The organism is Streptomyces toyocaensis, assembly GCF_000725125.1.
Lineage (GTDB): Bacteria > Actinomycetota > Actinomycetes > Streptomycetales > Streptomycetaceae > Streptomyces > Streptomyces toyocaensis.
Genome location: NZ_JFCB01000014.1, coordinates 68,966 through 92,615, shown reverse-complemented (window position 1 = coordinate 92,615; position 23,650 = coordinate 68,966). Strand labels below are relative to the sequence as shown.

The following is a 23,650-nucleotide window of genomic DNA, read 5'->3' as shown; positions in this document are numbered from 1 at the left end:
GGACGGTCACCGCCCCAGCGGGCGGCGCGGCAGGGGCGAGGAGTACACGACGCTGGTGGTCACCGAGCCGAGCGTGCCGATCCGGCCCGACACCTCCTCCAGGTGCCGCATCGAACGGGCGGCGACCTTGATGACGAAGCAGTCGTCGCCCGTCACGTGGTGCGCCTCCAGGATCTCGGGCGTCGCGGCGACGAGGTCGTGGAACGGCTTGTAGTTCCCGGTCGGATAGCGCAACCGTACGAAGGCCAGGATCGGCAGACCGAGCCGCTCAGGGTCCACCACCGCCGCATAACCCCGGATGACGCCTGCCTCCTCCATCCGGCGCACCCGCTCGGTGACCGCGCTGGCGGACATCGAGACGGCACGGGCGAGTTCGGCGAAGCTGGCCCGTCCCTCGCGCTGGAGGACGTCGAGAATGCGCCAGTCCGTGGCGTCCGGTGAATACGCGGTCATCCCCGAGAAGTAGCAGGGGATCCCCCGGCCGATCAACCCGAAGGCCGGGAATCGTCACTTCAGGCCCGCACGCCGTGACCGTAGTTTCTCTCCCATGACCACCACCGTGAACCCCGTCCTGCGTGTCGCCCCCGCCTCCCCGGCCGAGGCCGCCGCCCACTTCCGCGCGAGCCTCGCCCTCCACACCGACGTCTCCGACGTGGCGGCCGCGCTCGCGGCGGACGGCGACCCCGGGTTCGTCCTGCTGGACTCGCGCTCCACCGAGGCCTGGGACCAGGGCCACGTCCCCGGTGCGGTGCACCTGCCCACCGCGCTCGTTCCCGAGCGGGCCGGGCGGCTCCTGGACCCGTCGGTGCCGGTCGTGACGTACTGCTGGGGCCCCGGCTGCGACGGCGCCGCCCGCGCCGCGCTCGCCCTCGCCGGACTCGGCTACCGGGTCAAGGAGATGCTCGGCGGGTTCGAGTACTGGGTCCGCGAGGGCCTGGAGTTCGAGACGCGGTGGGGCCGCGAGCGCCGTGTCCCCGACCCGCTGACCGCAGCCGTGGGCGCAGACGACTGCGGATGCTGAACCCCCGGGCCGGGCAGGGGAGCGGACCCGGTAGGTTCTGCGCCATGGTGCGATACGCGGAGCCGTGCACGGCCGAGTGGGTGGAGTCGGGCGGCGGGCCGCTCATCGCGGTACCGGAGACGGTGCTGCCGTTCTGGACGGGGGCCGACGGCGAGGAGACGGCCTCGGACTACGACCGGGCCTGCGAGGTGGACGGACTTGTCGGGCTCCTCCCGGTCGGCGACGCCGCGGCCCTCGTCCTGGGCGACGAGCCCGCAGCCACGGCCTTCCTCCCCGAGCACGGCACCTTCGTCCGGTGGGTCGCCGGACACGCGGAGGCGGAACTGCTGGCGAGCGTCCCTGCCGCCCTGCAGGCCGCGCGGTGGCAGGCCGAGGTGCACTGGAACGTGCCGGGCACGGTCGTGCTGTTCGACGCGGCCTGGCCCGGCGCCCACTCCACGGGCACCGGCCACGTACGTCTCACCCTCACCCCCGGCCGCTACGCGGTCCGCGCCGCGCAGGCGCAGCCGGGCCCCGAGACCTGGCTGATCCTCGTGCAGCTCAGGCCGCTGCCCTGATCGGCCGCTCCGGCCGGGCACGCGGTCACCGTGAACATTGTCAACCCCGGCCCGGTGGACACCGACCACCTGAGCCGTGAGACGTACGACGCCGTCGCCGCCCTCTTCCCCGCCGGCCGCTGGGGCATGCCCGACGACCCCGCCCGCCTCATCGCGTGGCTGGCCACGGACGAGGCGGACTGGATCACAGGTCAGGTCATCGACTCGGAGGGCGGCTTCCGGCGCTGACCCCGGCTCACAGCGCCGACAGTTCGTCCACCAGGTCGTCCAGACCCAGCGACCCCTGGGACAGCGCGGCCATGTGCCAGGCCTTGAGATCGAAAGCGTCTCCGTGCCGCCTGCGCGCGTTCTCCCGGCCCAGCAGCCACGCCCGCTCGCCCAGCTTGTAACCGATCGCCTGGCCCGGGATCGTCAGATAGCGGGTCAGCTCGCTCTCCACGAAGTCCGCCGGGCGGCTGCTGTGCGCCCCGAAGAACTCCTCGGCCAGTTCCGGCGTCCACCGCTCACCCGGGTGGAACGGCGAGTCCGCCGGGATCTCCAGCTCCAGGTGCATGCCGATGTCGACGATGACCCGGGCCGCCCGCATCATCTGCGCGTCCAGGTAGCCCAGCCGCTCCTCCGCGTCCGTGAGGAAACCGAGTTCGTCCATCAGCCGCTCCGCGTACAGCGCCCAGCCCTCGGCGTTGGCGCTCACCATGCCCACCGAGGCCTGGTAGCGGGAGAGGTCCTCGGCCACGTGCACCCACTGCGCGAGCTGGAGGTGATGGCCGGGGACGCCCTCGTGGTACCAGGTCGAGACCAGGTCGTAGACGGGGAAGCGGGTCAGTCCCATCGTGGGCAGCCAGGTGCAGCCCGGCCGGGAGAAGTCCTCCGACGGTGGCGTGTAGTACGGGGCCGCCGCGCTGCCGGCGGGAGCGATCCGCGACTCCACCCTGCGCACCCGCTCGGCGAGGTCGAAGTGCGTGCCGTCCAGGGCCTCGACGGCCCGGTCCATCACGCCCTGCAGCCAGTCGCGGACCTCGTCGACGCCCTCGATGTGCCGGCCGTGCTCGTCGAGGTGGGCCAGCGCCACCCACGGCGTCGCGGCACCGGGCAGGATCTTCTCGGCCTCCTTCCTCATCTCGCCGAGCAGGGAGTGGTACTCGGACCAGCCGTACGCGTACGCCTCGTCCAGATCCAGGTCCGTGCCGTTGTAGTAGCGGGACCAGCGGGCGTAGCGCTCGCGGCCCACCGTGTTCGGCGCGCCCTCGATCGCCGGCGCGTACACGTCGCGCATCCAGTCCCGCAGGTCCACGACGGCCGCGGTGGCCGCGCGGGCAGCCTCGTCCAGCTCGGTGCGCAGCGCGTCCGGTCCCGCGGCCGCGAAGTCCTCGAACCAGCCGCGGCCCCCGCCCGTGTCCGCCCACTCGGTGAGCTGCCCGGTGAACGTCTCCGTCGGGCGCGGCGCCGCGTACAGCGCGCGCTCCAGGCCCAGCGCGAGGGACTCCCGGTAGCCCGCCAGCGCGGCAGGGACCGCGCGCAGCCGCTCGGCGATCGCCGCCCAGTCCTCCTCCGTCGCGGCCGGCGTCACGGTGAACACCTCGCGCACCGAGTGGGCGACCGTGCCCAGGTTGCCGACCTCTCGCAGCCCTTCGCCGGCCTCGTGCACGGCCAGGTGCGCGGTGAGCCGTTCGCGGAGCAGGCGCGCACAGCGGCGCTCGACGTCGCTGTCCGCGCCGGGCAGCCGCTCGGCCTCGTCGAGCTGCGCGAGGGTCGCACGCTGAAGCTCGGCGACGGCTTCCTGGCCGGCGGGTGAGAGGTCGGGCAGCAGGGAGGAGCTCTCCTGCACGCCGAGGAACGTCCCGGTGACCGGATCGAGGGCGATGAGCTCGTCGACGTAGGCGTCGGCGACCTGACGGGGGAGCGCGCTGTTGGTCTGTGACATGCGGACCATCCTGGTACGCGGCCCGCCGCGCGTCACCCGGATTGAGCCGAGGGCGAAGTGGGCAGCAGCGGCCCGCAGTCCCACTGCTGGAAGATCAGCCGCGTCTCCACCCGCGCCACCTCCCGCCGGGACGTGAACTCGTCGAGCACCAGCCGCTGGAGATCCGTCATGTCGGCGACCGCGACATGCACCAGATAGTCGTCGGGCCCGGTCAGATGGAACACGGTCAGCGACTCCGGAAGCGCCCGGATCCGCTCCACGAACGGCCCCACCAGTTCCCGCCGGTGGGGTCTGACCTGCACCGACAGCAGGGCCTGCAGACCCCGGCCCAGTTTCGCCGGGTCCAGTTTCAGCCGGTGCCCGAGGATCACACCGGAACGGCGCAGCCGGGTCACCCGGTCCAGACAGGTCGACGGAGCGACCCCGACCTGTGCGGCGAGGTCCCGGTACGTCGTCCGGGCGTCGTTCTGCAACAGCCGCAGGAGATGGAGGTCCACCGGATCGAGTACGACGGATTCGGACACTGGCCGAACGTAGCACGGAAACCGGCCCCCGATCCCCGGCCGGTGTTCACCCTTCCGTACATGGACCTGGGCATGGACACGCGACGCACCACCAGAGCACTCGCCACCGAGGCCGTGCACGCCGGCCGGGACGACCTCGCCGGACTCGGACTGCACGCCCCGCCGATCGACCTGTCCACCACCTACCCCTCGTACGACAGCCGCGCGGAGGCCGCCCGCATCGACGCCTTCGCCACCAGCGGAGCCGAACCGGACGGCCCGCCCGTCTACGGGCGGCTCGGCAACCCCACCGTCGCCCGCTTCGAGACCGCCCTCGCGCGGCTGGAGGGCACCGAGTCGGCCGTCGCGTTCGCCAGCGGCATGGCCGCGCTCAGCGCCGTGCTCCTGGTCCGCGGCTCGATGGGACTGCGGCACGTCGTCGCGGTGCGCCCGCTGTACGGGTGCAGTGACCACCTGCTGACCGCCGGGCTCCTCGGCTCCGAGGTGACCTGGACCGACCCGGCCGGGGTCGCCGACGCGCTGCGCCCGGACACGGGTCTGGTGCTGGTGGAGTCCCCGGCCAACCCCACGCTCGCCGAGATCGACCTGCGGGCCGTGGCCCACGCCTGCGGTTCCGTGCCGCTGCTCGTCGACAACACCTTCGCCACGCCGGTCCTGCAGCGCCCGGCCGAAGACGGGGCCCGGCTGGTGCTGCACAGCGCCACCAAGTACCTCGGCGGTCACGGGGACGTCCTGGCGGGCGTGGTGGCCTGCGACGAGGAGTTCGCCGGACGGCTGCGCCAGGTGCGGTTCGCCACCGGCGGCGTGCTGCACCCGCTGGCCGGCTACCTGCTGCTGCGGGGACTGTCGACGCTGCCGGTACGGGTGCGGGCCGCGTCCGCGAACGCCGCGGAACTCGCCGCCCGGCTCGCCGACGACCCGCGCGTGGACCGCGTGCACTACCCGGCCATCGGCGGCGCCATGGTCTCCTTCGAGGTGCACGGCGACCCGCACGAGGTGATCGCCGGCGTGCGGCTGATCACCCCGGCGGTGAGCCTCGGCAGCGTGGACTCCCTCATCCAGCACCCGGCGTCCATCAGCCACCGCATCGTCGACGCCGGTGACCGCAGGGACGCCGGGGTCGGCGACCGGCTGCTGCGGCTCTCGGTCGGCCTGGAGGACGTCGAGGACCTGTGGGCCGACCTGGACTCGGCCCTGGGGGAGCGGGCCGGTACGCCCGCCCGCCCGGAGGAACTGGCCGGGGCTGAGGGCTGAGGGCTGAGGGCTGAGGCCCACCGGCCACGGGGGGAACGGCCCGGCGGAAGGCGCCGGGCCGTTCCCCCTACGCCCGGCCGATGTGCTCGCCCGACTGTCGTACCCGGTGGGCCGGTACGGCGTCCGGACGGGCCGTGACGACCAGGGTGCCCTCCTCCACCTGGTAGTCGAGCGGCAGGCCGAGGCCGCGCATGGCGGCGACCATGCCGGTGTTGGACGCCTGCGTCACGGCGTACACCTGGGCGCATCCCGCCTCGGCCGCCAGCGCCACCAGCCGGTTGAGCAGCCGGCCGCCCACCCCCCGGCGCTGCCACGCGTCCTCCACGATCAGCGCGACCTCGGTCTCGTCCCCGTCCCACAGCAGATGGCCCAGGGCGACGATGCGGCCCGAAGCGGTCTGCGCGGCGAGCGTCCGCCCGAAGCGCGGGCTGAGCAGGTGGTTCAGATAGCGGTCCGCGTCGCCGACCGGCCCGTGGTAGCGCATGCGCAGGGTCTCTGCGGAGCACCGCTCGTGCATCTCCCGTGCGGCGGCCAGGTCACCGGTGTCCGCCCGGCGCACGGAGATGTCGCTGCCCTCCGGCAATGTGAGCACGTCACGGCCGCGCGGGATCCGCGGGCCCAGCCGGGCGTCCAGTTCCACCAGGGCCCGGGCCCTGGCGAACTCGGTGGGGGTGAACGGCGGATACGGCCGCTCGACGGTGAGGACCCCGCCCTCCGGGTCGCGCAGCCGGATCACGGTCTGCTCCAGGGAGCCCTCCGCCGGCACGGTCACGGCCCCGGCCCGTCCGGAGAGCGGAGCGGGCCGGGAGCGGATCGTGCACCGGCCCAGCAACTCACGCAGGGCCAGGGGAAGTTCCGCGGCGTCCGTGGCGGTGCGGGCGGCCAGCCCCAGCACCCGGGTGGGTGCGTCCACCAGGTCGTGGGCGTCGGCCCGCTCGGTCCAGGTCTCCGCGCCCCCGGCGAGCGACACCGCGCCGGTGAGATCCGTTCCCGCCGGCGCCCGCAGCAGGAACTCGTCGACGGTGCCCGCACCCAGCGGGTGCGTCTGCAGGCTCAGGATGTCGACCCCCCGCTCGGCCAGCGCGGTGCACACCGCGGCCAGCGCGCCCGGTTCGTCCTTCACCGTCGTCCGCATCCGCCACAGCACGCTCTCCCCGGCCGGGGCGGAGGGCGGCGGGGCATCGCCGGTATCGTGCGCGGGCGGTGCGTGGCCGTGGCGGCGTACCCGCCATGCGCGGTAGGCCGCCGTGCACCGCGCGGCGAGCCCGGCCGGGTTCCACCGGCGGTGCGCTGAACCTCCGTGCGGGGTGTTCATCTCGTCAGACATGTCTCGACTCATGCAGCCACTGTGAAGGGATCGTGTTTCCTGGTCACGAACGCACTGTGACTGATGGGTAAAGGCGTACTTCTGTCCTGTTTGCCGCGTTACTGACCGACCAGGCCCGGCTGGAGCGTCTTGGTGAACAGTACGGTGCCGTCCTGCTCCCGCATCCGCACCGTCAACTCGCCGCTGTCCCCGTCGATGTCGACCTCGCCGAAGTACTGGTGGCCGCCGGCGGGCGAGACGTTCGAAGCGGTCGGTGCCTTCACCCACACCCGCTCCGGGCCGAAGGTGGCGTCGAGCGCGACGGCCGGGAAGGCGCCCGCGTTGAGCGGGCCGGAGACGAACTCCCAGAACGGCTCGAAGTCGCCGAACGCGGCACGCGCGGGCTGGTAGTGCTGGGCCGAGGTGTGGTGCACGTCGGCCGTCAGCCACACCGTGCCGGTGATCCGCCGGTGCTTGACGAACCGCAGCAGCTCCGCGATCTGCAGCTCCCGCCCCAGGGGCGCCCCCGGGTCGCCCTGGGCGACCGCCTCGACGTTCTTCCGCCCCTCGGTGGTGTCCGGCACGACCAGGCCGATGGGCATGTCGGCCGCGATCACCTTCCACACGGCGCGCGACCGCGCCAGTTCCCGCTTGAGCCAGTCCAGTTGCTCCCGTCCGAGGATGCCCTGCGGGTCCACGGTCTGGTCTCCGGAGGAGTTGGCGGCCCGGTACGTCCGCATGTCCAGTACGAACAGGTCCAGCAGCGGGCCCTGCCGCAGCACCCGGTACACCCGGCCCTCCCGGGCGCCCGGCCGCAGTGTCGACATCGGGAAGTACTCACCGAACGCGCGCCGCGCCCTGGCCGCCAGGACGTCGACGCTCTTCTCCGTGTAGCGGGTGTCGGTGTCCGCGATCCGCTGGCCGGGATACCAGTTGTTGCGCACCTCGTGGTCGTCCCACTGCACGACGGACGGCACCCGGGCGTTGAACCGGCGCAGGTTCTCGTCGAGCAGGTTGTAGCGGAAATTGCCCCGGAACTCGGCGAGGGTCTCGGCGACCTTCGACTTCTCCTCGGTCGTGACGTTCCGCCAGATGCCGCCGTCCGGGAGGGTGGCGGTCGGGGCGATGGGGCCGTCGGCGTAGACGGTGTCGCCGCTGAACAGGAAGAAGTCCGGGTCCAGCCGCGCCATCGCGTCGAAGATGCGGTAGCCGCCGAGGTCGGGGTTGATGCCCCAGCCCTGCCCGGCCAGGTCGCCGGACCACAGGAAGCGCACGCCGTCCCGCCGCCGGGCCGGCACGGTGCGGAAGGTGCCGGTCACCGGTTCACCGGTGCGGCGCGGGTCGTCGGGGTCGGCGAGCAGCACCCGGTAGTGGATCTGCTCGCCGGGCGGCAGCCCGTGCAGCCGGGTGGTGCCGGTGAAGTCGGTGCCCGGGCCGAGCAGCGGGCCACGCAGGCTGCGCGTATGCCGGAACGACTCGGTCGTGGACGTCTCGACGATCATCCGGGCCGGACGGTCGGACCGCACCCACACCAGCCCGGAGTCACGGGTCACGTCACCGGTCTGCACGCCCCAGCCGGCCTCCGGTCGTCCGGAGCGGGCGAAGGCGGGCGCCGTGCCGGGCACGGCGGGCAGCGTCAGGGCCGCCGAGGCCGCGAGCGAGCCGCGCAGCACGGCGCGGCGGCCGGGGAACGGACGGTGTGACATGGAGACGCCTCCAGGGACGGGATCCGGCCGGTGTGCGCTGCCACACTTACGCGGCCGGCGCGGCTCGCGCACGAACAACGAGTGAACAACCGATCGCGCCCGCGCGGGAGCAGGCGGGCGGCGCGTCGCGACCCGAACCGGCGGAGACCTCCGGCCGTCATCCCGCGGAGCCGCGCGCCCGCGTGCCCCGCGGGGACGGCGGGCAGTGGCGCCACCCGGGCGGAGGGGGAGCGCCCGGAGGGCCGCGGTGCCGCCGTCACCGGGCCGGGGCGGTGGGCGGTACGCACCGTCGCCGTGCGGCCCCGGACCGTTCAGCGGCTGCCGTCGAGGATGACGCGGGCGACCAGCGCGGGGTCGTCGTTCATCGGGACGTGACCGCAGCCGGGCAGCCGGACCAGCCGCGCCCCGGGGATGGTCCGCTTGGCGCGCACTCCCTGGCGGCGGAGGAGCAGCCGGTCCCGTGCGCCCCAGGCGACGGTCACGGGAATGCCGGGCACGTCGTCGGTGAAGCGTACGGCGGTGCCCGCGCGGAGGGTCTCGGTGAAACCGGTGGCCTCGGCGAGCGCGAGCGTCTCGGCGACGACGGCCTCCGGGGAACGGCGCCCCGGACGGGCGTAGATGGTGCTCGTCAGCGCCGCCCGGCCGGCCGCGGAACGGGAGAGGCGCTCGACGAGCGGCAGCGGCATCCGCTCGGCGAGCCGTCGCATGCCGAGCAGCACGGCGAAGGCGTACCGCCGCTCCGCCTGCGTCCAGAAGCCGGCGGGGGAGAGGGCGGTGACGGACCGGACGCGTCGCGCGCGGCCGAGCTCCAGGGCCAGCAGACCGCCGAGCGAGTTCCCCGCGACGTGCGGCCGGTCCAGCTCCAGCGCCTCGCACAGGGCGCCGAGGGCGGCGTTCATGGTGGGCAGGTCGTGGACGAGGCCGTCGGGCAGCGAGGGGGAGGTGCCGAATCCGGGCAGGTCCACGGCGATCACCTCGCGCTCGGTCGCCAGGATGTCCACCACCGGGTCCCAGGCCTGGCGGTGATGACCGATGCCGTGCAGCAGGAGCAGCGGCTCGCCGCGGCCCAGGCGTGCGTAGGACACCGTCACGGTCTGCGGGCCGAGGGGAGAGGTGACCTTGAAGGAGACGGTCGCGGACATGGGGGTGCTCCTCGTCTGGGACTCGCGGAAACGGACGCCGCCCGGCGCCGTGGACAGCTTGTCAGCAATTGCTACCGACAGGTAGCCCCTTCCTCCCGGCCGGCGCACCGCCGCCCCGGGGCGGCGGCGCCTGGACACGACCGCGCGGGTCGGCTGGGATGGTGGCGTGACCACCGACACCCCGACCGACGTCTTCGAAGAGCACCGTCCCGTTCTCCTGGGCGTCGCCTACCGCATGCTGGGCCGGGTGGCCGACGCGGAGGACGTGGTCCAGGACGCGTGGCTGCGCTGGTCGGGCGGCGACCGGACCGCGGTGCGCGAGCCGCGCGGCTACCTGGTGCGCGTCACCACCCGTCTCGCCGTCGACCGGCTGCGCCAGATCAAGGCGCGGCGCGAGACCTATGTGGGCCCCTGGCTGCCCGAACCGTACGCGACCGACTTCGGCGACACCGCTCCGGACACCGCCGAGCGGGCCGAACTCGCCGACTCCGTCTCCCTCGCCGTCCTCGTCGTCATGGAGTCCCTGTCACCGCTGGAACGCGCGGTCTTCGTCCTGCGGGAGGCGTTCGGCTACCCGTACGCCGACATCGCGGCCATGCTCGACCGCGGCGAACCGGCCGTGCGCCAACTCGCCGGACGCGCCCGCAGGCACGTCGAGGAGCGGCGCCCGCGCTACGACGTCGACCCCGTCCGGCGACGCGCCCTCACGGAGCGCTTCCTGGCCGCGGCGGCCGGCGGAGACCTGGCGGGACTGATCGAACTGCTCGCACCGGACGTGCGTCTCGTCGGGGACAGCGGCGGCAAGGCGCGCGGCCCGCTGCGGGTCCTGGAGAGCGCCGACCACGTGGGGCGTTTCCTCGTCGGGGTGGCCGGCAAGGGGGTGCCGGACGCGGCCGTGCGCTTCCTGGAGCTCAACGGGGGCCCCGCGGTGCTCGTCCTGTCCGGAGGCAAGCCCGACTCCGTCTTCCAGCTCGACGTCGCCGACGGGCGCATCCGGACGGTGTACGTCCTGCGCAACCCCGACAAGCTCCGCTCGCTCCCCGCGGTGCGGTAGCGGTCCCGCCCTCCGCCCCCGAGGCCCCCGTCACGCCGTGACGGGGGCCTCCTCGTCGTGCCGATTGGTATTGACCAAGGGTGACGGCCGCCCTATCGTCGCAGACAAGTGAAACAACCTTTAATAAACAAGGGCGCTGAAACGCGGCCGGACTCGGCGATCGTGGAGGACAGGGTGGGGACCACGCAGCTGGAAACGGTGCCGGAACCGAAGTACTGGCATCTCAAGACCGTGCTCAGCGAGGCGCTGGACTCGGAGTTCTCGGTGGGCGAGATCCTGCCCAACGAGCGCGATCTGGCCGCCCGCTTCGGTGTCGCCCGTGCCACGCTCCGGCAGGCCCTGGAACAGCTCGAACTGGAAGGCCGGCTGCAGCGCCGCCGCGGCGTGGGCACCACCGTCGCCCCGCCGCGCGTGGGCGTCGCCGTCGGCACGGCACAGCACGCCTGGCCCGGCGGGCCGAACGACGCCTGGCAGACGCTCGACTGCGCGCTCGAGGTGCCGCCCGCCGCCGTGGCCGAGGCCCTGGTCACCGGCCGTGACGAGCCCGTGCACATCGTGCGCCGCTCCCGCGTCTCCCACGGCCGGCCCGTCGCCGCCGAACTGCTGTACATCCCCGCCGACTCGGTGCCCGACCTGTCCGGCATCGACGCTCCCTCCGGCACGGCACGCGCGCGTGCGGTGCTGCGGGAACTGCAGCGCCTGGAGCTGGAACGGCAGGAGAACGCCGTGGAGCTCGGTTCCGCCCGCGCGGACGACGCCCGCGAACTGGACCGTCTGCCGGGCGCACCCGTCCTCGTCGTCACCACGCGCTTCGTCGCCCGCGGACGGACCGCGGCGCTCTCCGTCGCCACGTACCGGGCGGACACCTGCCGGCTCACGTTCGGCGACTCCGGCGGCGTGGAGATCCACCACGGCCCGGAGCGCCAGGCCTCCTGACAGCACGTCACGCGCCCCCGCGCCGCCGCCCCGGTCCCTTCCACGGGCCGGCGGCGCGGCGCCGTGCGAGGACGGCGCGCACACGGACCGGGGTGGCGGCGCGGCGCGCGGAGGGCCGGCCCGGCATAACGTTCGTCGACTCCCAGGCCGACCTCCTGCACGCCTGCGTCCCCCGGACGCCTGCCTCGCCGCCGTGTGGGCCGTCATGTACTGGACCGGCTCCGACGTCCGCAACCACGCCTCCACGAGCCGGCGTCCCGCCCGGACCTTCATGGTCCTTACCGAACGGCACGCCCGGATCCGCTCCTGGATCCGCTCCTGGAGCGACGCGCCGAGTCCCCGCAGGCGCTCGGCCAGCCGCTGGGTGACCAGTTCCTCGTGCACACCGGTGACGGGCTCCCCCAGCCCGTCGTTGCGTATCGCTCCGCGGGAAGAGCCTGCCGGTTCGGGGGCCGGGCGTCGGGAGGGCGCAGAGGGCGGGGACGGCACAGGCCAGGAGGCGCGAACGCCGGGACGGGGGCGTCACGCCCGCCGACGGTTCGTGACGCCGGGGGAGCGGGCCCGAGCGGTGCCCGCGGGCTCTGGCCGCCGTCGCCCGGAAAGGCGTGCGGGAGGGTCCGAACGGGCGGTCGTCCTCGCCCGGGTGGCGGGCGGTCAGCTGCGCCGCGCGCGCCGCAGCGGGCCGGGAGGGCGATGGTGGCTGTCCTGTGGTGCGAAGCCATGGAACCGTCATCGCCGTCCGAGAGAGGCACACATGCATCACGCCAAACGTATGGGTCTGGGCGCGGTCAGCACCGCCCTCGTCACGCTCCTGTGCGCTCCCGTGGCTTCGGCCACGACCACGCAATTCGTCGGTCCGGACCACGGGAGGGAGCAGATCATCCGCGCCGTCGCGCGACTGGTCCAGGTCGAGAACATCGACCGGGGCCCGTCCGGGCCCAGCCTCGGCGACGAGATCGTCTCCAGCGGAGTCCTGGTCCGCGGGGACACGCAGGTGGGCACCTACGGCCAGGTCTGTACGGTGACCCGCGCCGGCGCGGACGAAGACACCGGCGATGTGCAGTGCGTGGCGACCGTGGCGCTGCCCAAGGGGCAGATCACCTTGCAGGGGCTGTCCCTCCTGCCCCGCACCGACCCCGTCATCACCGCGATCACCGGCGGCACGGGCGCCTACCGCACGGCACATGGCTACCTGCGCTCCGTGGAGATCAGCGACACCGAGGCGCAGGTCACCTTCCACATCATCCCCTGAGAGCGCCAGGGCGCCAGGGCGCCCCGACGAGCCCGCCATGCGGCCGCACGCGTGCCACACCCCGGGAACGGCCCCGCGCAGCCACCGCGGGCGCTCCGCGGCAACCCTCCGCCCACCCGCATCAGACGGCGGGTGGGCGCAGGCGGCGGCTACGCGTCGGCCCCCGCGTCGTCGAACGCGCCATCTCCACGTACCAGGCCCGCGGCCCCCGCATCGACCGGACCAGCTACACAGCCACCACCAGCATCAGCAACCTCGCATCCGCGAGCCTTGACGACGCGCCCCACCCGCAAACCTCACGGCCTTGCCGCCAGCCGGCGGGCCGTCACCGTGCCCTCCACCGCGAACAGCTGTTCCTCCACGTGGTCGAGAGCGAGCCGTACGGCGCCCGTGGCGACCGCCGCCTCGCCCAGCAGGGACAGGGCGACCCTCGGCGGGCGCAGACAGTAGCGGGCCAGCTCCCCGCGCAGCGGTTCCAGCACGCCGTCCAGGCCGGCCGCCCAGCCGCCGATCACGACCAGCTCCGGGTCGAGGGCCAGCACCAGCGCCGCCACGTCGTGCACCAGCCGGTGGAGGAAACGGTCCATGGCCGCCAGTGCCCGCTGGTCGCCCTCGCGTGCCTGGGCGAAGACAGCCGCGACCGCCTGCTCGTCGAGCGGGTGCAGCGGCTCGTCCGTGGTGGACAGCAACGCCTCGGGGGTCGCCTCCCGGCCCAGCAGGTGCAGCGCCCCGATCTCCCCGGCAGCCCCGCCGTAACCCCGGTGCAGCCGTCCGCCGATCAGTGATCCGGCGCCCGGGCTCAGCCCGGCCAGCACGAACACCACGTCGTCGGTCTCCTTGGCGACGCCCTTCCAGTGCTCGGCGACGACCGCCGCGTTGGCGTCGTTCTCCACCAGCACCGGACATTTGAAGGACCGGCTCAGCCGCTCGCCGAGTCCCAGTCCGGTCCAGCCGGGCAGCGCCGTGCCCAGCCGCACCGTGCCGTCCGCCTCGACGATCCCGGGGGTGCCCACGCCGACGGCCCGCAGGGAGCCGCGCGGGACACCGGCCCGGCGCAGCAGCTCCGCGACGGCCGCGCGGATCCGCTCCAGACGCTCGTCGGCGTCGACCGTCTCGTCGACGTCCCTCACCTGGGCGCCGATCACCCGGCCGTCCAGATCGGCCAGCAGCGCGGCCACCCGGTGCACGCCGATCTCCAGGCCGAGCAGATGCCCGGCCTCCGCCCGGAACCGGAACCGCCGCGCCGGCCGGCCCTGCCGCCGCGCCGCGCCCTCCTCGGCCGCCGTCTCCACGACGAGACCCGCCTCGATGAGCCCCTCCACGACGCCCTCGACGGTCGGCCGGGACAACCCCGTGACCCGGGTGACCTCGGTCAGCGTCGCGCAGTCCGTGGCGCGCAACGCGTGCAGCACCACCGCGGAGTTGATCCTTCGCAGCAGCGACGGGTCCCCGCCGGTCAGCCGAGCCACCGTACGTCCTCCCAGCTCGTGCGCGTGTTGGGCGGATCGTACTCGGCGCCGCGGACCCGGGCGACCTCAGGGCTGGGGGCACCCCTGGCGCACCGCGCCGGCACGGATCAGCCCGGCGCCACGAAGCCCGACTCGTACGCCGCGATCACCGCCTGGGTGCGGTCGCGCGCCCCGAGCTTCGCCAGCACGGCACTCACATGGCTCTTCACGGTCTCCGTCCCCACCACGAGCCGGGCGGCGATCTCGGCGTTGGTCATACCCCGCGCCATCAGCCGCAGCACCTCCCCCTCCCGGTCGGTCAGCCGCGCCCGCTCCAGCCGCGCCCGCGCGGCACGGTTGCCGTCGTCGTCGCCGTACTCGGCCGCGAGCCGGCGTACCGAGGCGGGGAACAGCAGCGACTCGCCCTCGGCGACCAGCCGTACGGCATGCACGATCTCCGCCGGCCGCGCACGCTTCAGCAGGAACCCGTCGGCTCCCGCGCGCAGCGCCCCGTACACGTACTCGTCGTTCTCGAACGTCGTCACCACGAGGATCTTCGGTGGCGCCCCGACCGTCCGCAGCAGCGCGCGCGTCGCCTCGATCCCGTCCAGCAGCGGCATGCGCACGTCCATGGCGACCACGTCGGGCCGCAACCGCCGCACCAGCGGGATCACCGCGGCACCGTCGGCGGCCTCCCCGACGACCTCGATGTCCGGCTGCGCCTCCAGCACGGCCCGCAGACCCGCGCGGACGAGAGGCTCGTCGTCGACGAGCAGGACGGTCACCGGCATCCCGCCAGCCTAGATCAGCCCAGCGGCAGCTCGGCGCGCACCCGCCAGTCGCCCGCGTCCGGACCCGTCCACGCCCGGCCGCCCAGCAGCGCAGCACGCTCGCGTATGCCGCGCAGGCCACTGCCGCGCCCGGGGCCGGGCACGCCGTCCGTGAGCGGGTTGCGGACCTCCAGCAGCAGCGTCGCGCCGGCCACGCCGACCCGGACCGTCACGGGGACCGCCCCCGCGTGCCGCAGCGCGTTGGTCAGCGACTCCTGCAGGATGCGGTAGCCCTCGCGGGACACGGGGCCCGGCACGGTGTCCAGGGCGCCGTTCACCTCGGCGTCCACCGTCGCCCCGGATGCCCGCGCGGACTCCAGCAGACGGCCGGCGTCCACCAGCGTCGGACGGCCGGCGACGGGCCTGTCGGGCTCGCGCAGGATGCCCAGGACCCGCTCCAGGTCCTCCAGCGCCGCCCGGCCGGTCTCCTCGATGGCGTCGAGCGCCCGCTCGGTGAAGGCGGGATCGCCCGCGGCCCGCGCGGCACCCGCCTGCACCACCGCCACGGTGAGGGCGTGACCGATCGAGTCGTGCAGCTCGTGGGCGATGCGGTTGCGTTCCAGGAGCTGGTCGGTGCGCGCCTCGAGCGCGGCCAGGCGCTCGGCCGGGGAAGGACCGAGCAGCCGCCGGGCGAGGGCGGTGATCAGGTTCCCCACCAGGACGACCACCGCGGCGAGGACGAGCAACGGGACCGGCACCAGCAGCGCGTGCCACCAGTGCTGCCCGGGGACCCGCACGAACGTCGCGGGGTCCGCCCCGCCGCCGCGCGCCGTGCTCGCCAGATCCATGGCGAGCATGGGCAGTTGAATTGTCAGGAAGGCGACGCCGCCGCCGAGGAACAGCCGGCACTCCAGCCAGACCACGGTCCGCCCGCGATCGGCCCAGGTGGACGATGGCGCCGGCACGATCTCCGCGTCCCGCTCGTCGTACCGCCGCCCCAGCAGCAGTCCGGTGGCCTGCACCCCCTCCACCGTGCGCATCGCCGGCACGAGTCCCGCGACCGCGAGCAGCACCGCGGCCAGGTACATCCGGGTGTTGTCGATGAGATACCACATGACCGGCCACACGACGGCGACGAACAGATGCAGCCAGCGTGTGTACGTCACCGCCCGCCGGAACGGGCACAGCAGGCGAACCATCCCGTCATCGTGCCAGCGCCCCCCGGCCGCCCGCCTCCCCCGCACGGGGGAGGACGTCTCCCCGGCCGGGGGAGGACCCGGCCCCCGCCCTGCGGTCAGGCTGTGCCGCATGACCAGCATCGACGTGCAGGACCTCACCAAGGAGTACGGCCCCCGGCGAGCCGTGGACCACCTCACCTTCCGCGTCCTCCCCGGCCGCGTCACGGGCTTCCTCGGCCCCAACGGCGCCGGCAAGTCCACCACCATGCGCCTGGTGCTCGGCCTCGACCGCCCGACGTCCGGCTCGGCCACCCTCGGCGGCCGGGACTACGCCACCCTGCCCCAGCCCCTGCGCGAGGTGGGCGCCCTGCTCGACGCGCAGGCCGCGCACGGCTCCCGCACCGGCCGTGACCATCTGCGCGTCCTCGCCGCGAGCCACCGGATCCCGGACCGCCGGGTCGACGAGGTGCTGGAGGAGACAGGACTGGGTCCGGCCGGGCGCCGCCGGGTGCGGACCTACTCGCTGGGCATGCGCCAGCGGCTGGGCATCGCCGCCGCGCTGCTCGGCGACCCGCGGGTGATCATGTTCGACGAGCCTTCCAACGGCCTGGACCCGGACGGCATCGTGTGGATCCGCACACTGCTGCGCCGGCTCGCGGACGAGGGACGGACCGTCCTGGTCTCCAGCCATCTCATGAACGAGACCGCCTCCTTCGCCGACCACCTCGTCGTCCTCGGACGCGGCCGGCTGCTCGCCGACACCCCGGTGCGGGAGTTCATCGACGCCCGCGTGCGCCCCGCCGTCCGCATCCGCACCTCTGACCCCGCTGTCCTCGTCAGCGCCCTCGCCGCGCACGGTCACGACGCCGTGGAACACCCGGACGGACACTGGACCGTGGCCGACGCGCGCGTGGAGGAGATCGGACGCCTCGTCTCCGGCGCGGGCGTGCCGATCCTCGAACTCGCGGCGGACGAGGGCACGCTGGAACAGGCCTATCTGGACCTGACCGCCACCGAGACCGAGTTCGCCGCGCACCACCAGGAGGCCTGACCATGCCGTTCGCACCCGTGCTCCGCGCCGAGTGGCTGAAGATCCGCACCGTCCGCCCGCTCCCGGCGACCCTGCTCGCGCTGTTCGCCGCGACGACGGCGTTCTCCGCGATCGCCGGGGTCTCGGACACGTCGGACCCCGAGTCCGACCCCCTCTTCATGGCCCTCTCCGGTGTCGCTCCCGGCCAGATCGCCGCCCTCTCCTTCGGCGCCATGGCCGTATCGGCGGAGTACCACAACGGAGCCCTGCGGCTCTCCCTGGCCGCGGTCCCGCGACGCGGACTCTGGTACGCCGCGAAGCTCACGGCGATCGCCGTCCCGACGCTGCTCACCGGCCTGCTCACCGCCCTGGCCGCTCTCCTCGTGGCGCGGGCGGGGCTCGGCCCGGAGGCGGCCGGCCTGTCCCTGGCCGAGCAGACCCGCGGTGTCGTGGGCTGCGGCCTCTACCTCACGCTGATGGCCCTGTTCGCCGCGGGCCTGACGACCCTGCTGCGCAGCGCGGTGGCCACCCTGTCCGTGCTGGTCCCGTTCATCCTCGTGGTGTCCTTCGTGATCGGCGACGCGGCCGGCACCGCCGTCGAGTTCATGCCCGACCGGGCCGGACAGGTGGTCCTGCTGGAGACACCCGACGGAATCCTGGGCCCCTGGACGGGACTTGCGGTGACGGCGCTGTGGACGGCCGCCGCCCTTTTGGCCGGTGCGTGGAGCCTGCGCCGCAGGGACGCCTGACCGGGTACCGGACTGACGCACCGCCAAGTGTCAGTGGCGGCGGGTTTACTGGACGCATGGACATCGCACAGCACATCGCCCTCATCGACGAGCTGTGCTTCCGCCCCTTCCCGGCGGAGCACGGCCCGTCGGACGTCGGCTTCGGCGGGCCGGGCCATCACGTGGCGGTCCTGCGGAGCGGACCCGGTCCGCGCGGCGGCGACCCCGCCGAATGGGCGGTCACGGTGGACCAGTTCGAGAAGGACCGCGACGCCGTCTACGAGGTGCTGGCCTCACGCTGGGGCGACGTCGCGCCCTGGAACCTGCAGACGGTCCTGCTGCGCACCGAGCACGAGGAGATACCCGAGCCCTGGGCCTGGCTCGGCGCACGCGCGGCTGTCGCGTGGCTGTGGGAGGTCCGGGGCACCGGCCGCTGGGTCGCGGTGGCGGTCGCCGACCGTGACGCGGGTGACGACGTGCAGCTCCTGGCGGTGGTCACGGAGACCGCCCCGCCCTGACCGCCGGGCGTCACCCCTCCTCCGCGGCCTCCCGCAGCCGGGCGAACTCCTCGGCCAGCGTGGCCGGCGTCCAGTGCGCGTTCAGCCCGCTCGGGTTGGGCAGCACCCACACCCGCGTCCCGCCGATGGTCCGCACCTGCGGCCCCACCCGCGCCTTCCTGTCGTCGAACGCCGCCCGGTACGCGGTGACCCCCAGCACGGCCAGCCACCGCGGACGCAGCCTGGCCACCTTCACGGCGAGCAGCCGCCCGCCCTCCCGGTACTCCCTTGCGCTCAGTTCGTCGGCACGCGCGGTCGCCCGCGCCACCACGTTGGTGATGCCTAGCCCGTACGACAGCAGCTCCCGCTGCTCCGAGGGCGGCAGCAGCACGGGAGTGAATCCGGAGCGGTGCAGCGCCGGCCAGAAGCGATTGCCGGGGCGCGCGAAATGGTGGCCGGTCGCGGCCGTCATCAGACCCGGGTTGATGCCGCAGAACAGCACACGCAGGCCGTCCGCGACCACGTCCGGTACGAGGCGGTCGCGGGCGGCCTGGAGCTCCTGCTGGGTGAAGCGCGTCAGAGGATCGCCCCGGGGGTGTAGCCGGCGGCCTGCGGGTGCTGCTTCACGATCTCCTCGATGCGGCCGGCCACGGTCGTGACCTGGTCGCTCGCGGCACCGGTGAAGGACAGCTTGTCCGCCATCAGCGCCTGGAGTTCGTCCCGGCCGAGCGGCAGCCGCTCGTCGGCCGCGAGCTTGTCGAGGAGGTCGTTGCGCTCGGCGCCCCGCTCGCGCATGGCCAGGGCCGTGGCGACGGCGTTCTCCTTGATCGCCTCGTGCGCGACCTCCCGCCCGACGCCCGCGCGCACCGCTCCCATCAGCACCTTGGTGGTGGCGAGGAACGGCAGGTAGCGGTCCAGCTCCCGGGCGACGACCGCGGGGAACGCACCGAACTCGTCGAGCACCGTCAGGAACGTCTCCAGCAGGCCGTCGAGCGCGAAGAAGGCGTCCGGCAGCGCGACCCGGCGCACCACCGAGCAGGACACGTCACCCTCGTTCCACTGGTCGCCGGCGAGTTCCCCGGTCATCGAGGCGTAGCCGCGCAGGATCACCATCAGGCCGTTGACGCGCTCGCAGGAGCGGGTGTTCATCTTGTGCGGCATCGCGGAGGAGCCGACCTGGCCGGGCTTGAAGCCCTCGGTGACCAGTTCGTGCCCGGCCATCAGCCGGATCGTCTTCGCCAGCGACGACGGGGCGGCGGCCAGCTGCACCAGCGCGGTGACGACCTCGTAGTCGAGCGAGCGCGGGTAGACCTGGCCGACCGAGGTGAATGCCTCGGAGAAGCCCAGGTGGGCGGCGATCCGCCGCTCCAGCTCCGCGAGCCTGTCCGCGTCACCGCCGAGCAGGTCGAGCATGTCCTGCGCCGTGCCGACCGGGCCCTTGATGCCGCGCAGCGGGTAACGTCCCAGCAACTCCTCCACCCGGCCGTACGCGACGAGCAGTTCGTCGGCGGCCGTGGCGAAGCGCTTGCCGAGGGTGGTGGCCTGAGCGGCCACATTGTGGGAGCGGCCGGCCATGACCAGCTCGCCGTACTCGGCGGCCAGCCTGCCGAGGCGCGCCAGCACGGCGACCGTGCGGTCGCGCATCAGCTCCAGCGAGAGGCGGATCTGCAGCTGCTCGACGTTCTCGGTGAGGTCGCGCGAGGTCATGCCCTTGTGCACGTGCTCGTGCCCGGCGAGGTCGTTGAACTCCTCGATCCGTGCCTTCACGTCATGGCGGGTGACCTTCTCGCGCTCGGCGATCGAGACCAGGTCGACCTGGTCGAGGACACGCTCGTAGTCGGTGATCGCCGCGTCGGGCACCTCGATCCCGAGGTCCTTCTGGGCCCGCAGCACGGCGAGCCAGAGCCGGCGCTCCAGCCTCACCTTCTGCTCGGGGGACCAGAGCGTGGCGAGCTCGGCGGAGGCGTAGCGTCCGGCGAGGACGTTCGGGATACGGGGCTTGGCGGGCGCAGCAGTCACGTACAGGGATTCTACTGGCGATTCCTGCAGGCCGGTGCCCCGGGGTGACTTGGAGGAAACCACAAGGCGTGTCACAGATCCTCGTAGGGCAGCAGCTCGGGCCGCTTCGGCGGCAGGCCGTCGCCCGACGAACGGCCGGTGAGCCGGCGGCCGATCCACGGCAGGAGGTGCTGCCGGGCGAACCGCGCGTCGGCGGCCCGACGCGCCACCCAGTGCGGCGGCAGCGTCGCCTCCGGCGGCAGGTGCCACTCGGGGTCCTCCGGCGGATGGCCGAGCGCCTGCCAGACCGCCTCCGCGACTCTGCGGTGCCCCTCGGCGGTCAGGTGCAGCCGGTCCACGTCCCACAGGCGGGGGTCGCCGAGAGCGGGCGCCCCGTACAGATCGACGACCAGTGCGCCGTGCCGCCCGGCGAGCTCGTCGACGCAGGCGAACAACTCCTCCATGCGCGGCCGGAAGCGCTCGAGGACCGGCCCCCGGCGGCCGGGGCTGCGCATCAGCACGAGCTGCTTGCAGTGCGGGGCCAGCCGCTCCACGGCCTCCGTCAGCAGATCCCGCACCTGCCCCATGTCGCACTTGGGCCGCAGGGTGTCGTTGAGCCCGCCGACCAGGGTGACGACATCGGCCCGCATGGCCGCGGCCACCTCGACCTGCTCGTCGACGATCTGCCGGATCAGCTTTCCGCGCACCGCGAGGTTCGCGTACTGGAAGCCGGGAGCGGTGGCCGCCATCCGGGCGGCGAGGAGGTCGGCCCAGCCGCGGTACGTGCCGTCGGGGAGCCGATCCGACATGCCCTCGGTGAAGGAGTCGCCCAGGGCGACGAGGCTGCTGTAGGTGGGGTTCGTCTGCATGGCGACAGAGATGGTATCCCCTGGCACATACCCAGCGGTCGGTCGGGCGGACCGCCGGGTCAGGCCCGCTGCCCGAACAGCTCCCGCAGGACGTCCTCCATCGTCACCAGCCCCGCCAGCCGTCCGTCGGTCCCCAGGACGGCCGCCAGATGCGTACGGCTGCCGCGCATGGCGGTGAGGACGTCGTCCATCGGGGTGCTCTCCCGCACGCGCGCGATGGAGCGCATGTCCGACAGCCGGAACGGCATGTCGCGGGGTGAGGCGTCCAAGGCGTCCTTCACATGCAGATAGCCGACGATCCGGCGCTGCTCGTCCACCACCGGGAAGCGGGAGAACCCGAACTCCGCCGACAGCTGCTCCAGACCTTCCGGGGTGACGCCCACGCGCGCGTAGATCACGCGTTTCAACGGCATCACCACGTCCCGCACCGGCCGTCGGCCCAGCTCCAGCGCGTCGTGCAGCCGCTCCCGCGCACGGTCGTCGATGAGTCCGGCCTCACCGGAGTCCTTCACGATCTGGGCCAGTTCGGCGTCCGAGAACGACGCGACGACCTCGTTGCGCGCCTCGACGCGCAACAGTTTCAGCAGCGTGTTGGCGAAGGCGTTGATCGTGAAGATCACCGGTCGCAGCGCTCGGGACAGCGCCACCAGAGGCGGCCCCAGGACGAGCGCGCTGCGGACCGGCTCGGCGAGCGCGACGTTCTTCGGCACCATCTCGCCGAGCAGCATGTGCAGATACGTCGCGAGGACCAGTGCGATCACGAAGGACACGGCGTGCCCCGCGCCGGCGGGGACGCCCACCGCGTGGAACACCGGTTCCAGCAGATGCGCGATCGCCGGCTCGGCGACGATGCCGAGGACCAGCGTGCTCAGCGTGATGCCGAGCTGCGCGGCGGCCATCAGCGCGGACACATGCTCAAGGCCCCAGAGCACGCTCCTGGCACGACGCTCGCCCCGGTCGGCGTACGGCTCGATCTGGCTGCGGCGGACCGAGATGAGAGCGAACTCGGCGCCGACGAAGAAGGCGTTGACGACCAGCGTCGCCAGACCGATCAGCAGTTGTACGACGGTCATCGCCGCGCTCCCTCGTCGTCCGCGGTCGGTTCCGTGCGCCGCTCCGTGCCGGTCCGGTCACCGGGGGGCGCATGCAGCAGGACGCGTGCCGCGCGGTGGCCGGAGGCGTCCACGACCTCCAGCCGCCAGCCCGCGACCTGAAGGGTGTCGCCGACGTCCGGGATCCGGCCCAGTGTGGCGGCCACCAGCCCGGCGAGGGTCTCGTAGGGCCCTTCCGGCGCGCGCAGCCCGACCCGGGCGAGCTGGTCCACGCGCGCGGCGCCGTCGGCGGAGAACAACGTGCGCCCGTCCTCGTCGGTGCCGGCCCGGTCCAGGTCGGGGGTCTCGTGCGGGTCGTGCTCGTCGCGGACCTCGCCGACGACCTCCTCGACGATGTCCTCCAGAGTGGCCACCCCCGCCGTGCCGCCGTACTCGTCGATCACGACGGCCATGGTGCGCCGCCCGGAGAGCCGGTCGAGGAGCCGGTCGACGGTGAGCGATCCGGGGACCAGGAGCGGTTCGCGCATCAGGTCCGACACCGGGGTCCGGGCACGCCGCTCCGCGGGCAGCGCCAGTACGTCCTTGACGTGAGCGGTACCGACGACGGCGTCGAGGGTCTCGCGGTAGACGGGGAACCGGGACAGCCCGGTCGCCCGGGTCACGTTCGCCACGTCCTCGCAGGTCGCCCGCACCTCCAGGGCGATCACCTGGACACGCGGGGTCATCACGTTCTCCGCGGTGAGGTCCGCGAGGTTCAGCGTGCGCACGAACAGCTCGGCGGTGTCCGGCTCCAGGGCGCCCTCCCTGGCGGAGTGCCGGGCGAGCGCCGCCAGTTCCTGGGGCCCGCGCGCGGACTCCAGTTCCTCCGCCGGTTCCACACCGATGCGGCGCACGATGCGGTTGGCCGTGTTGTTCAGGTGGGTGATGAACGGGCGGAACGCGGTGCTGAACCAGCGCTGCACGTTGCCCGCCCGCTTCGCCACGGCCAGCGGTGACGAGATCGCCCAGTTCTTCGGCACCAGCTCGCCCACCACCATCAGGAAGACGGTCGACAGCGCCGTGCCGATCACCAGTGCCAGGGAGCGGGCCACCGAGCCGGACACGCCGACGTCCTCCAGCGGGCCCGCGATCAGTGCCGCGATCGACGGCTCGGCGAGCATGCCGACCACCAGGTTGGTGACCGTGATGCCGAGCTGCGCGCCGGAGAGCTGGAAGGTCAGATTCCGTACGGCCTCGAGCGCGCCCGTGGCGCCCCGCTCGCCGCGTTCGACGGCTCGTTCCAGCTCCGCCCGTTCGACCGTGGTGAGGGAGAACTCGGCCGCCACGAACACGCCGCAGGCGAGTGAGAGCAGGATCGCCGCCAGAAGGAGGAGCACTTCGGTCATCGGGTCACCTCTGTCCCAT

General features: G+C 73.6%; 23 protein-coding genes and 1 pseudogene. 10 read left to right on the top strand and 14 right to left on the bottom strand.

Annotated elements, in window-relative coordinates; translation table 11 throughout:
• Positions 1 to 6 precede the first annotated feature (6 nt).
• Complete coding sequence (locus BU52_RS17030; RefSeq protein ID WP_037935000.1) at positions 7 to 453, bottom strand: Lrp/AsnC family transcriptional regulator; 447 nt, start codon at positions 451 to 453, stop codon at positions 7 to 9.
• Between the two features lie 94 nt (positions 454 to 547).
• Here BU52_RS17030 and BU52_RS17025 point away from each other — a divergent pair, with 94 nt between their 5' ends.
• The 3 genes and pseudogenes from BU52_RS17025 to BU52_RS33690 all read left to right on the top strand — a co-directional run.
• Complete coding sequence (locus tag BU52_RS17025; protein ID WP_037934998.1) at positions 548 to 1,021, top strand: rhodanese-like domain-containing protein; 474 nt, start codon at positions 548 to 550, stop codon at positions 1,019 to 1,021.
• 44 nt (positions 1,022 to 1,065) lie between these two features.
• Positions 1,066 to 1,578 (top strand): immunity 21 family protein, encoded by a 513-nt coding sequence (locus BU52_RS17020; RefSeq protein ID WP_037934995.1) that lies wholly within the window; start codon positions 1,066 to 1,068, stop codon positions 1,576 to 1,578.
• Between the two features lie 6 nt (positions 1,579 to 1,584).
• Positions 1,585 to 1,806, top strand: a pseudogene (locus BU52_RS33690) (SDR family oxidoreductase); the annotation flags it as partial.
• Between the two features lie 7 nt (positions 1,807 to 1,813).
• On the opposite strand, the gene BU52_RS17015 reads toward BU52_RS33690, so the two are convergent.
• Positions 1,814 to 3,502 carry a DUF885 domain-containing protein gene (locus BU52_RS17015; protein ID WP_037934992.1) on the bottom strand — a complete coding sequence of 563 codons (1,689 nt, stop codon included), beginning with the start codon at positions 3,500 to 3,502 and terminating at the stop codon, positions 1,814 to 1,816.
• A 32-nt stretch (positions 3,503 to 3,534) separates the two neighbouring features.
• Complete coding sequence (locus BU52_RS17010) at positions 3,535 to 4,026, bottom strand: Lrp/AsnC family transcriptional regulator (RefSeq protein ID WP_037934991.1); 492 nt, start codon at positions 4,024 to 4,026, stop codon at positions 3,535 to 3,537.
• A 72-nt stretch (positions 4,027 to 4,098) separates the two neighbouring features.
• Here BU52_RS17010 and BU52_RS17005 point away from each other — a divergent pair, with 72 nt between their 5' ends.
• Positions 4,099 to 5,280 (top strand): trans-sulfuration enzyme family protein, encoded by a 1,182-nt coding sequence (locus BU52_RS17005; protein ID WP_235216363.1) that lies wholly within the window; start codon positions 4,099 to 4,101, stop codon positions 5,278 to 5,280.
• A gap of 67 nt (positions 5,281 to 5,347) precedes the next feature.
• On the opposite strand, the gene BU52_RS17000 is transcribed toward BU52_RS17005, so the two are convergent.
• The 3 genes from BU52_RS17000 to BU52_RS16990 all read right to left on the bottom strand — a co-directional run bounded on the left by BU52_RS17000 (position 5,348) and on the right by BU52_RS16990 (position 9,434).
• Positions 5,348 to 6,607 (bottom strand): GNAT family N-acetyltransferase, encoded by a 1,260-nt coding sequence (locus BU52_RS17000; RefSeq protein WP_037934988.1) that lies wholly within the window; start codon positions 6,605 to 6,607, stop codon positions 5,348 to 5,350.
• Positions 6,608 to 6,705: 98 nt separating this feature from the next.
• Positions 6,706 to 8,292, bottom strand: coding sequence for an alkaline phosphatase D family protein (locus BU52_RS16995; RefSeq protein WP_037934987.1), 1,587 nt, complete (start codon positions 8,290 to 8,292; stop codon positions 6,706 to 6,708).
• 311 nt (positions 8,293 to 8,603) lie between these two features.
• Complete coding sequence (locus BU52_RS16990; RefSeq protein ID WP_037934984.1) at positions 8,604 to 9,434, bottom strand: alpha/beta fold hydrolase; 831 nt, start codon at positions 9,432 to 9,434, stop codon at positions 8,604 to 8,606.
• A 166-nt stretch (positions 9,435 to 9,600) separates the two neighbouring features.
• Between BU52_RS16990 and BU52_RS16985 the strand changes: the two genes are divergently transcribed.
• From BU52_RS16985 to BU52_RS16975, 3 genes are all read left to right on the top strand, one after another.
• On the top strand, positions 9,601 to 10,488 hold the full coding sequence (locus tag BU52_RS16985; protein WP_037934980.1) for an RNA polymerase sigma-70 factor: 888 nt from the start codon (positions 9,601 to 9,603) through the stop codon (positions 10,486 to 10,488).
• A 174-nt stretch (positions 10,489 to 10,662) separates the two neighbouring features.
• Positions 10,663 to 11,424, top strand: a complete 762-nt coding sequence (locus BU52_RS16980) for a GntR family transcriptional regulator (RefSeq protein ID WP_037934976.1) — start codon at positions 10,663 to 10,665, stop codon at positions 11,422 to 11,424.
• 754 nt (positions 11,425 to 12,178) lie between these two features.
• On the top strand, positions 12,179 to 12,676 hold the full coding sequence (locus BU52_RS16975; protein WP_037934972.1) for an allene oxide cyclase barrel-like domain-containing protein: 498 nt from the start codon (positions 12,179 to 12,181) through the stop codon (positions 12,674 to 12,676).
• A 296-nt stretch (positions 12,677 to 12,972) separates the two neighbouring features.
• Here the strand turns inward: BU52_RS16975 and BU52_RS16970 are convergent, their stop codons facing one another.
• From BU52_RS16970 to BU52_RS16960, 3 genes are all read right to left on the bottom strand, one after another.
• Positions 12,973 to 14,145 carry an ROK family transcriptional regulator gene (locus BU52_RS16970; RefSeq protein WP_037934966.1) on the bottom strand — a complete coding sequence of 391 codons (1,173 nt, stop codon included), beginning with the start codon at positions 14,143 to 14,145 and terminating at the stop codon, positions 12,973 to 12,975.
• Between the two features lie 107 nt (positions 14,146 to 14,252).
• Positions 14,253 to 14,915 carry a response regulator transcription factor gene (locus tag BU52_RS16965; protein ID WP_037934963.1) on the bottom strand — a complete coding sequence of 221 codons (663 nt, stop codon included), beginning with the start codon at positions 14,913 to 14,915 and terminating at the stop codon, positions 14,253 to 14,255.
• A 14-nt stretch (positions 14,916 to 14,929) separates the two neighbouring features.
• A complete protein-coding gene (locus BU52_RS16960) occupies positions 14,930 to 16,093 on the bottom strand; it encodes a sensor histidine kinase (RefSeq protein WP_037934960.1) in 1,164 nt (387 codons plus the stop codon).
• Between the two features lie 109 nt (positions 16,094 to 16,202).
• On the opposite strand from BU52_RS16960, the gene BU52_RS16955 reads away from it, so the two are divergent.
• The 3 genes from BU52_RS16955 to BU52_RS16945 are packed head-to-tail and all read left to right on the top strand — an operon-like array spanning position 16,203 to position 18,348.
• Positions 16,203 to 17,123 carry an ATP-binding cassette domain-containing protein gene (locus tag BU52_RS16955; protein WP_037934959.1) on the top strand — a complete coding sequence of 307 codons (921 nt, stop codon included), beginning with the start codon at positions 16,203 to 16,205 and terminating at the stop codon, positions 17,121 to 17,123.
• A gap of 2 nt (positions 17,124 to 17,125) precedes the next feature.
• Complete coding sequence (locus BU52_RS16950) at positions 17,126 to 17,851, top strand: ABC transporter permease (RefSeq protein ID WP_037934956.1); 726 nt, start codon at positions 17,126 to 17,128, stop codon at positions 17,849 to 17,851.
• Between the two features lie 56 nt (positions 17,852 to 17,907).
• Positions 17,908 to 18,348: a hypothetical protein gene (locus BU52_RS16945; RefSeq protein ID WP_037934953.1), complete on the top strand. Its 441-nt coding sequence runs from the start codon at positions 17,908 to 17,910 to the stop codon at positions 18,346 to 18,348.
• A gap of 10 nt (positions 18,349 to 18,358) precedes the next feature.
• Here the strand turns inward: BU52_RS16945 and mug are convergent, their stop codons facing one another.
• From mug to BU52_RS16920, 5 genes are all read right to left on the bottom strand, one after another.
• Positions 18,359 to 18,907 (bottom strand): G/U mismatch-specific DNA glycosylase, encoded by a 549-nt coding sequence (gene mug, locus BU52_RS16940; protein ID WP_078903288.1) that lies wholly within the window; start codon positions 18,905 to 18,907, stop codon positions 18,359 to 18,361.
• The gene (gene purB, locus BU52_RS16935; protein WP_037934948.1) at positions 18,904 to 20,346 is read right to left on the bottom strand and encodes an adenylosuccinate lyase; all 1,443 of its coding nucleotides are present in this window, start codon (positions 20,344 to 20,346) and stop codon (positions 18,904 to 18,906) included. Before purB ends, mug begins: the two co-directional genes overlap by 4 nt.
• 71 nt (positions 20,347 to 20,417) lie before the next feature.
• Positions 20,418 to 21,194: an SGNH/GDSL hydrolase family protein gene (locus BU52_RS16930; RefSeq protein WP_037934945.1), complete on the bottom strand. Its 777-nt coding sequence runs from the start codon at positions 21,192 to 21,194 to the stop codon at positions 20,418 to 20,420.
• Positions 21,195 to 21,253: 59 nt separating this feature from the next.
• Positions 21,254 to 22,267 (bottom strand): hemolysin family protein, encoded by a 1,014-nt coding sequence (locus tag BU52_RS16925; protein WP_037934942.1) that lies wholly within the window; start codon positions 22,265 to 22,267, stop codon positions 21,254 to 21,256.
• A complete protein-coding gene (locus tag BU52_RS16920; protein ID WP_037934939.1) occupies positions 22,264 to 23,631 on the bottom strand; it encodes a hemolysin family protein in 1,368 nt (455 codons plus the stop codon). The genes BU52_RS16925 and BU52_RS16920 overlap by 4 nt, the downstream gene beginning before the upstream one ends.
• Between the last annotated feature and the right edge of the window lie 19 nt (positions 23,632 to 23,650).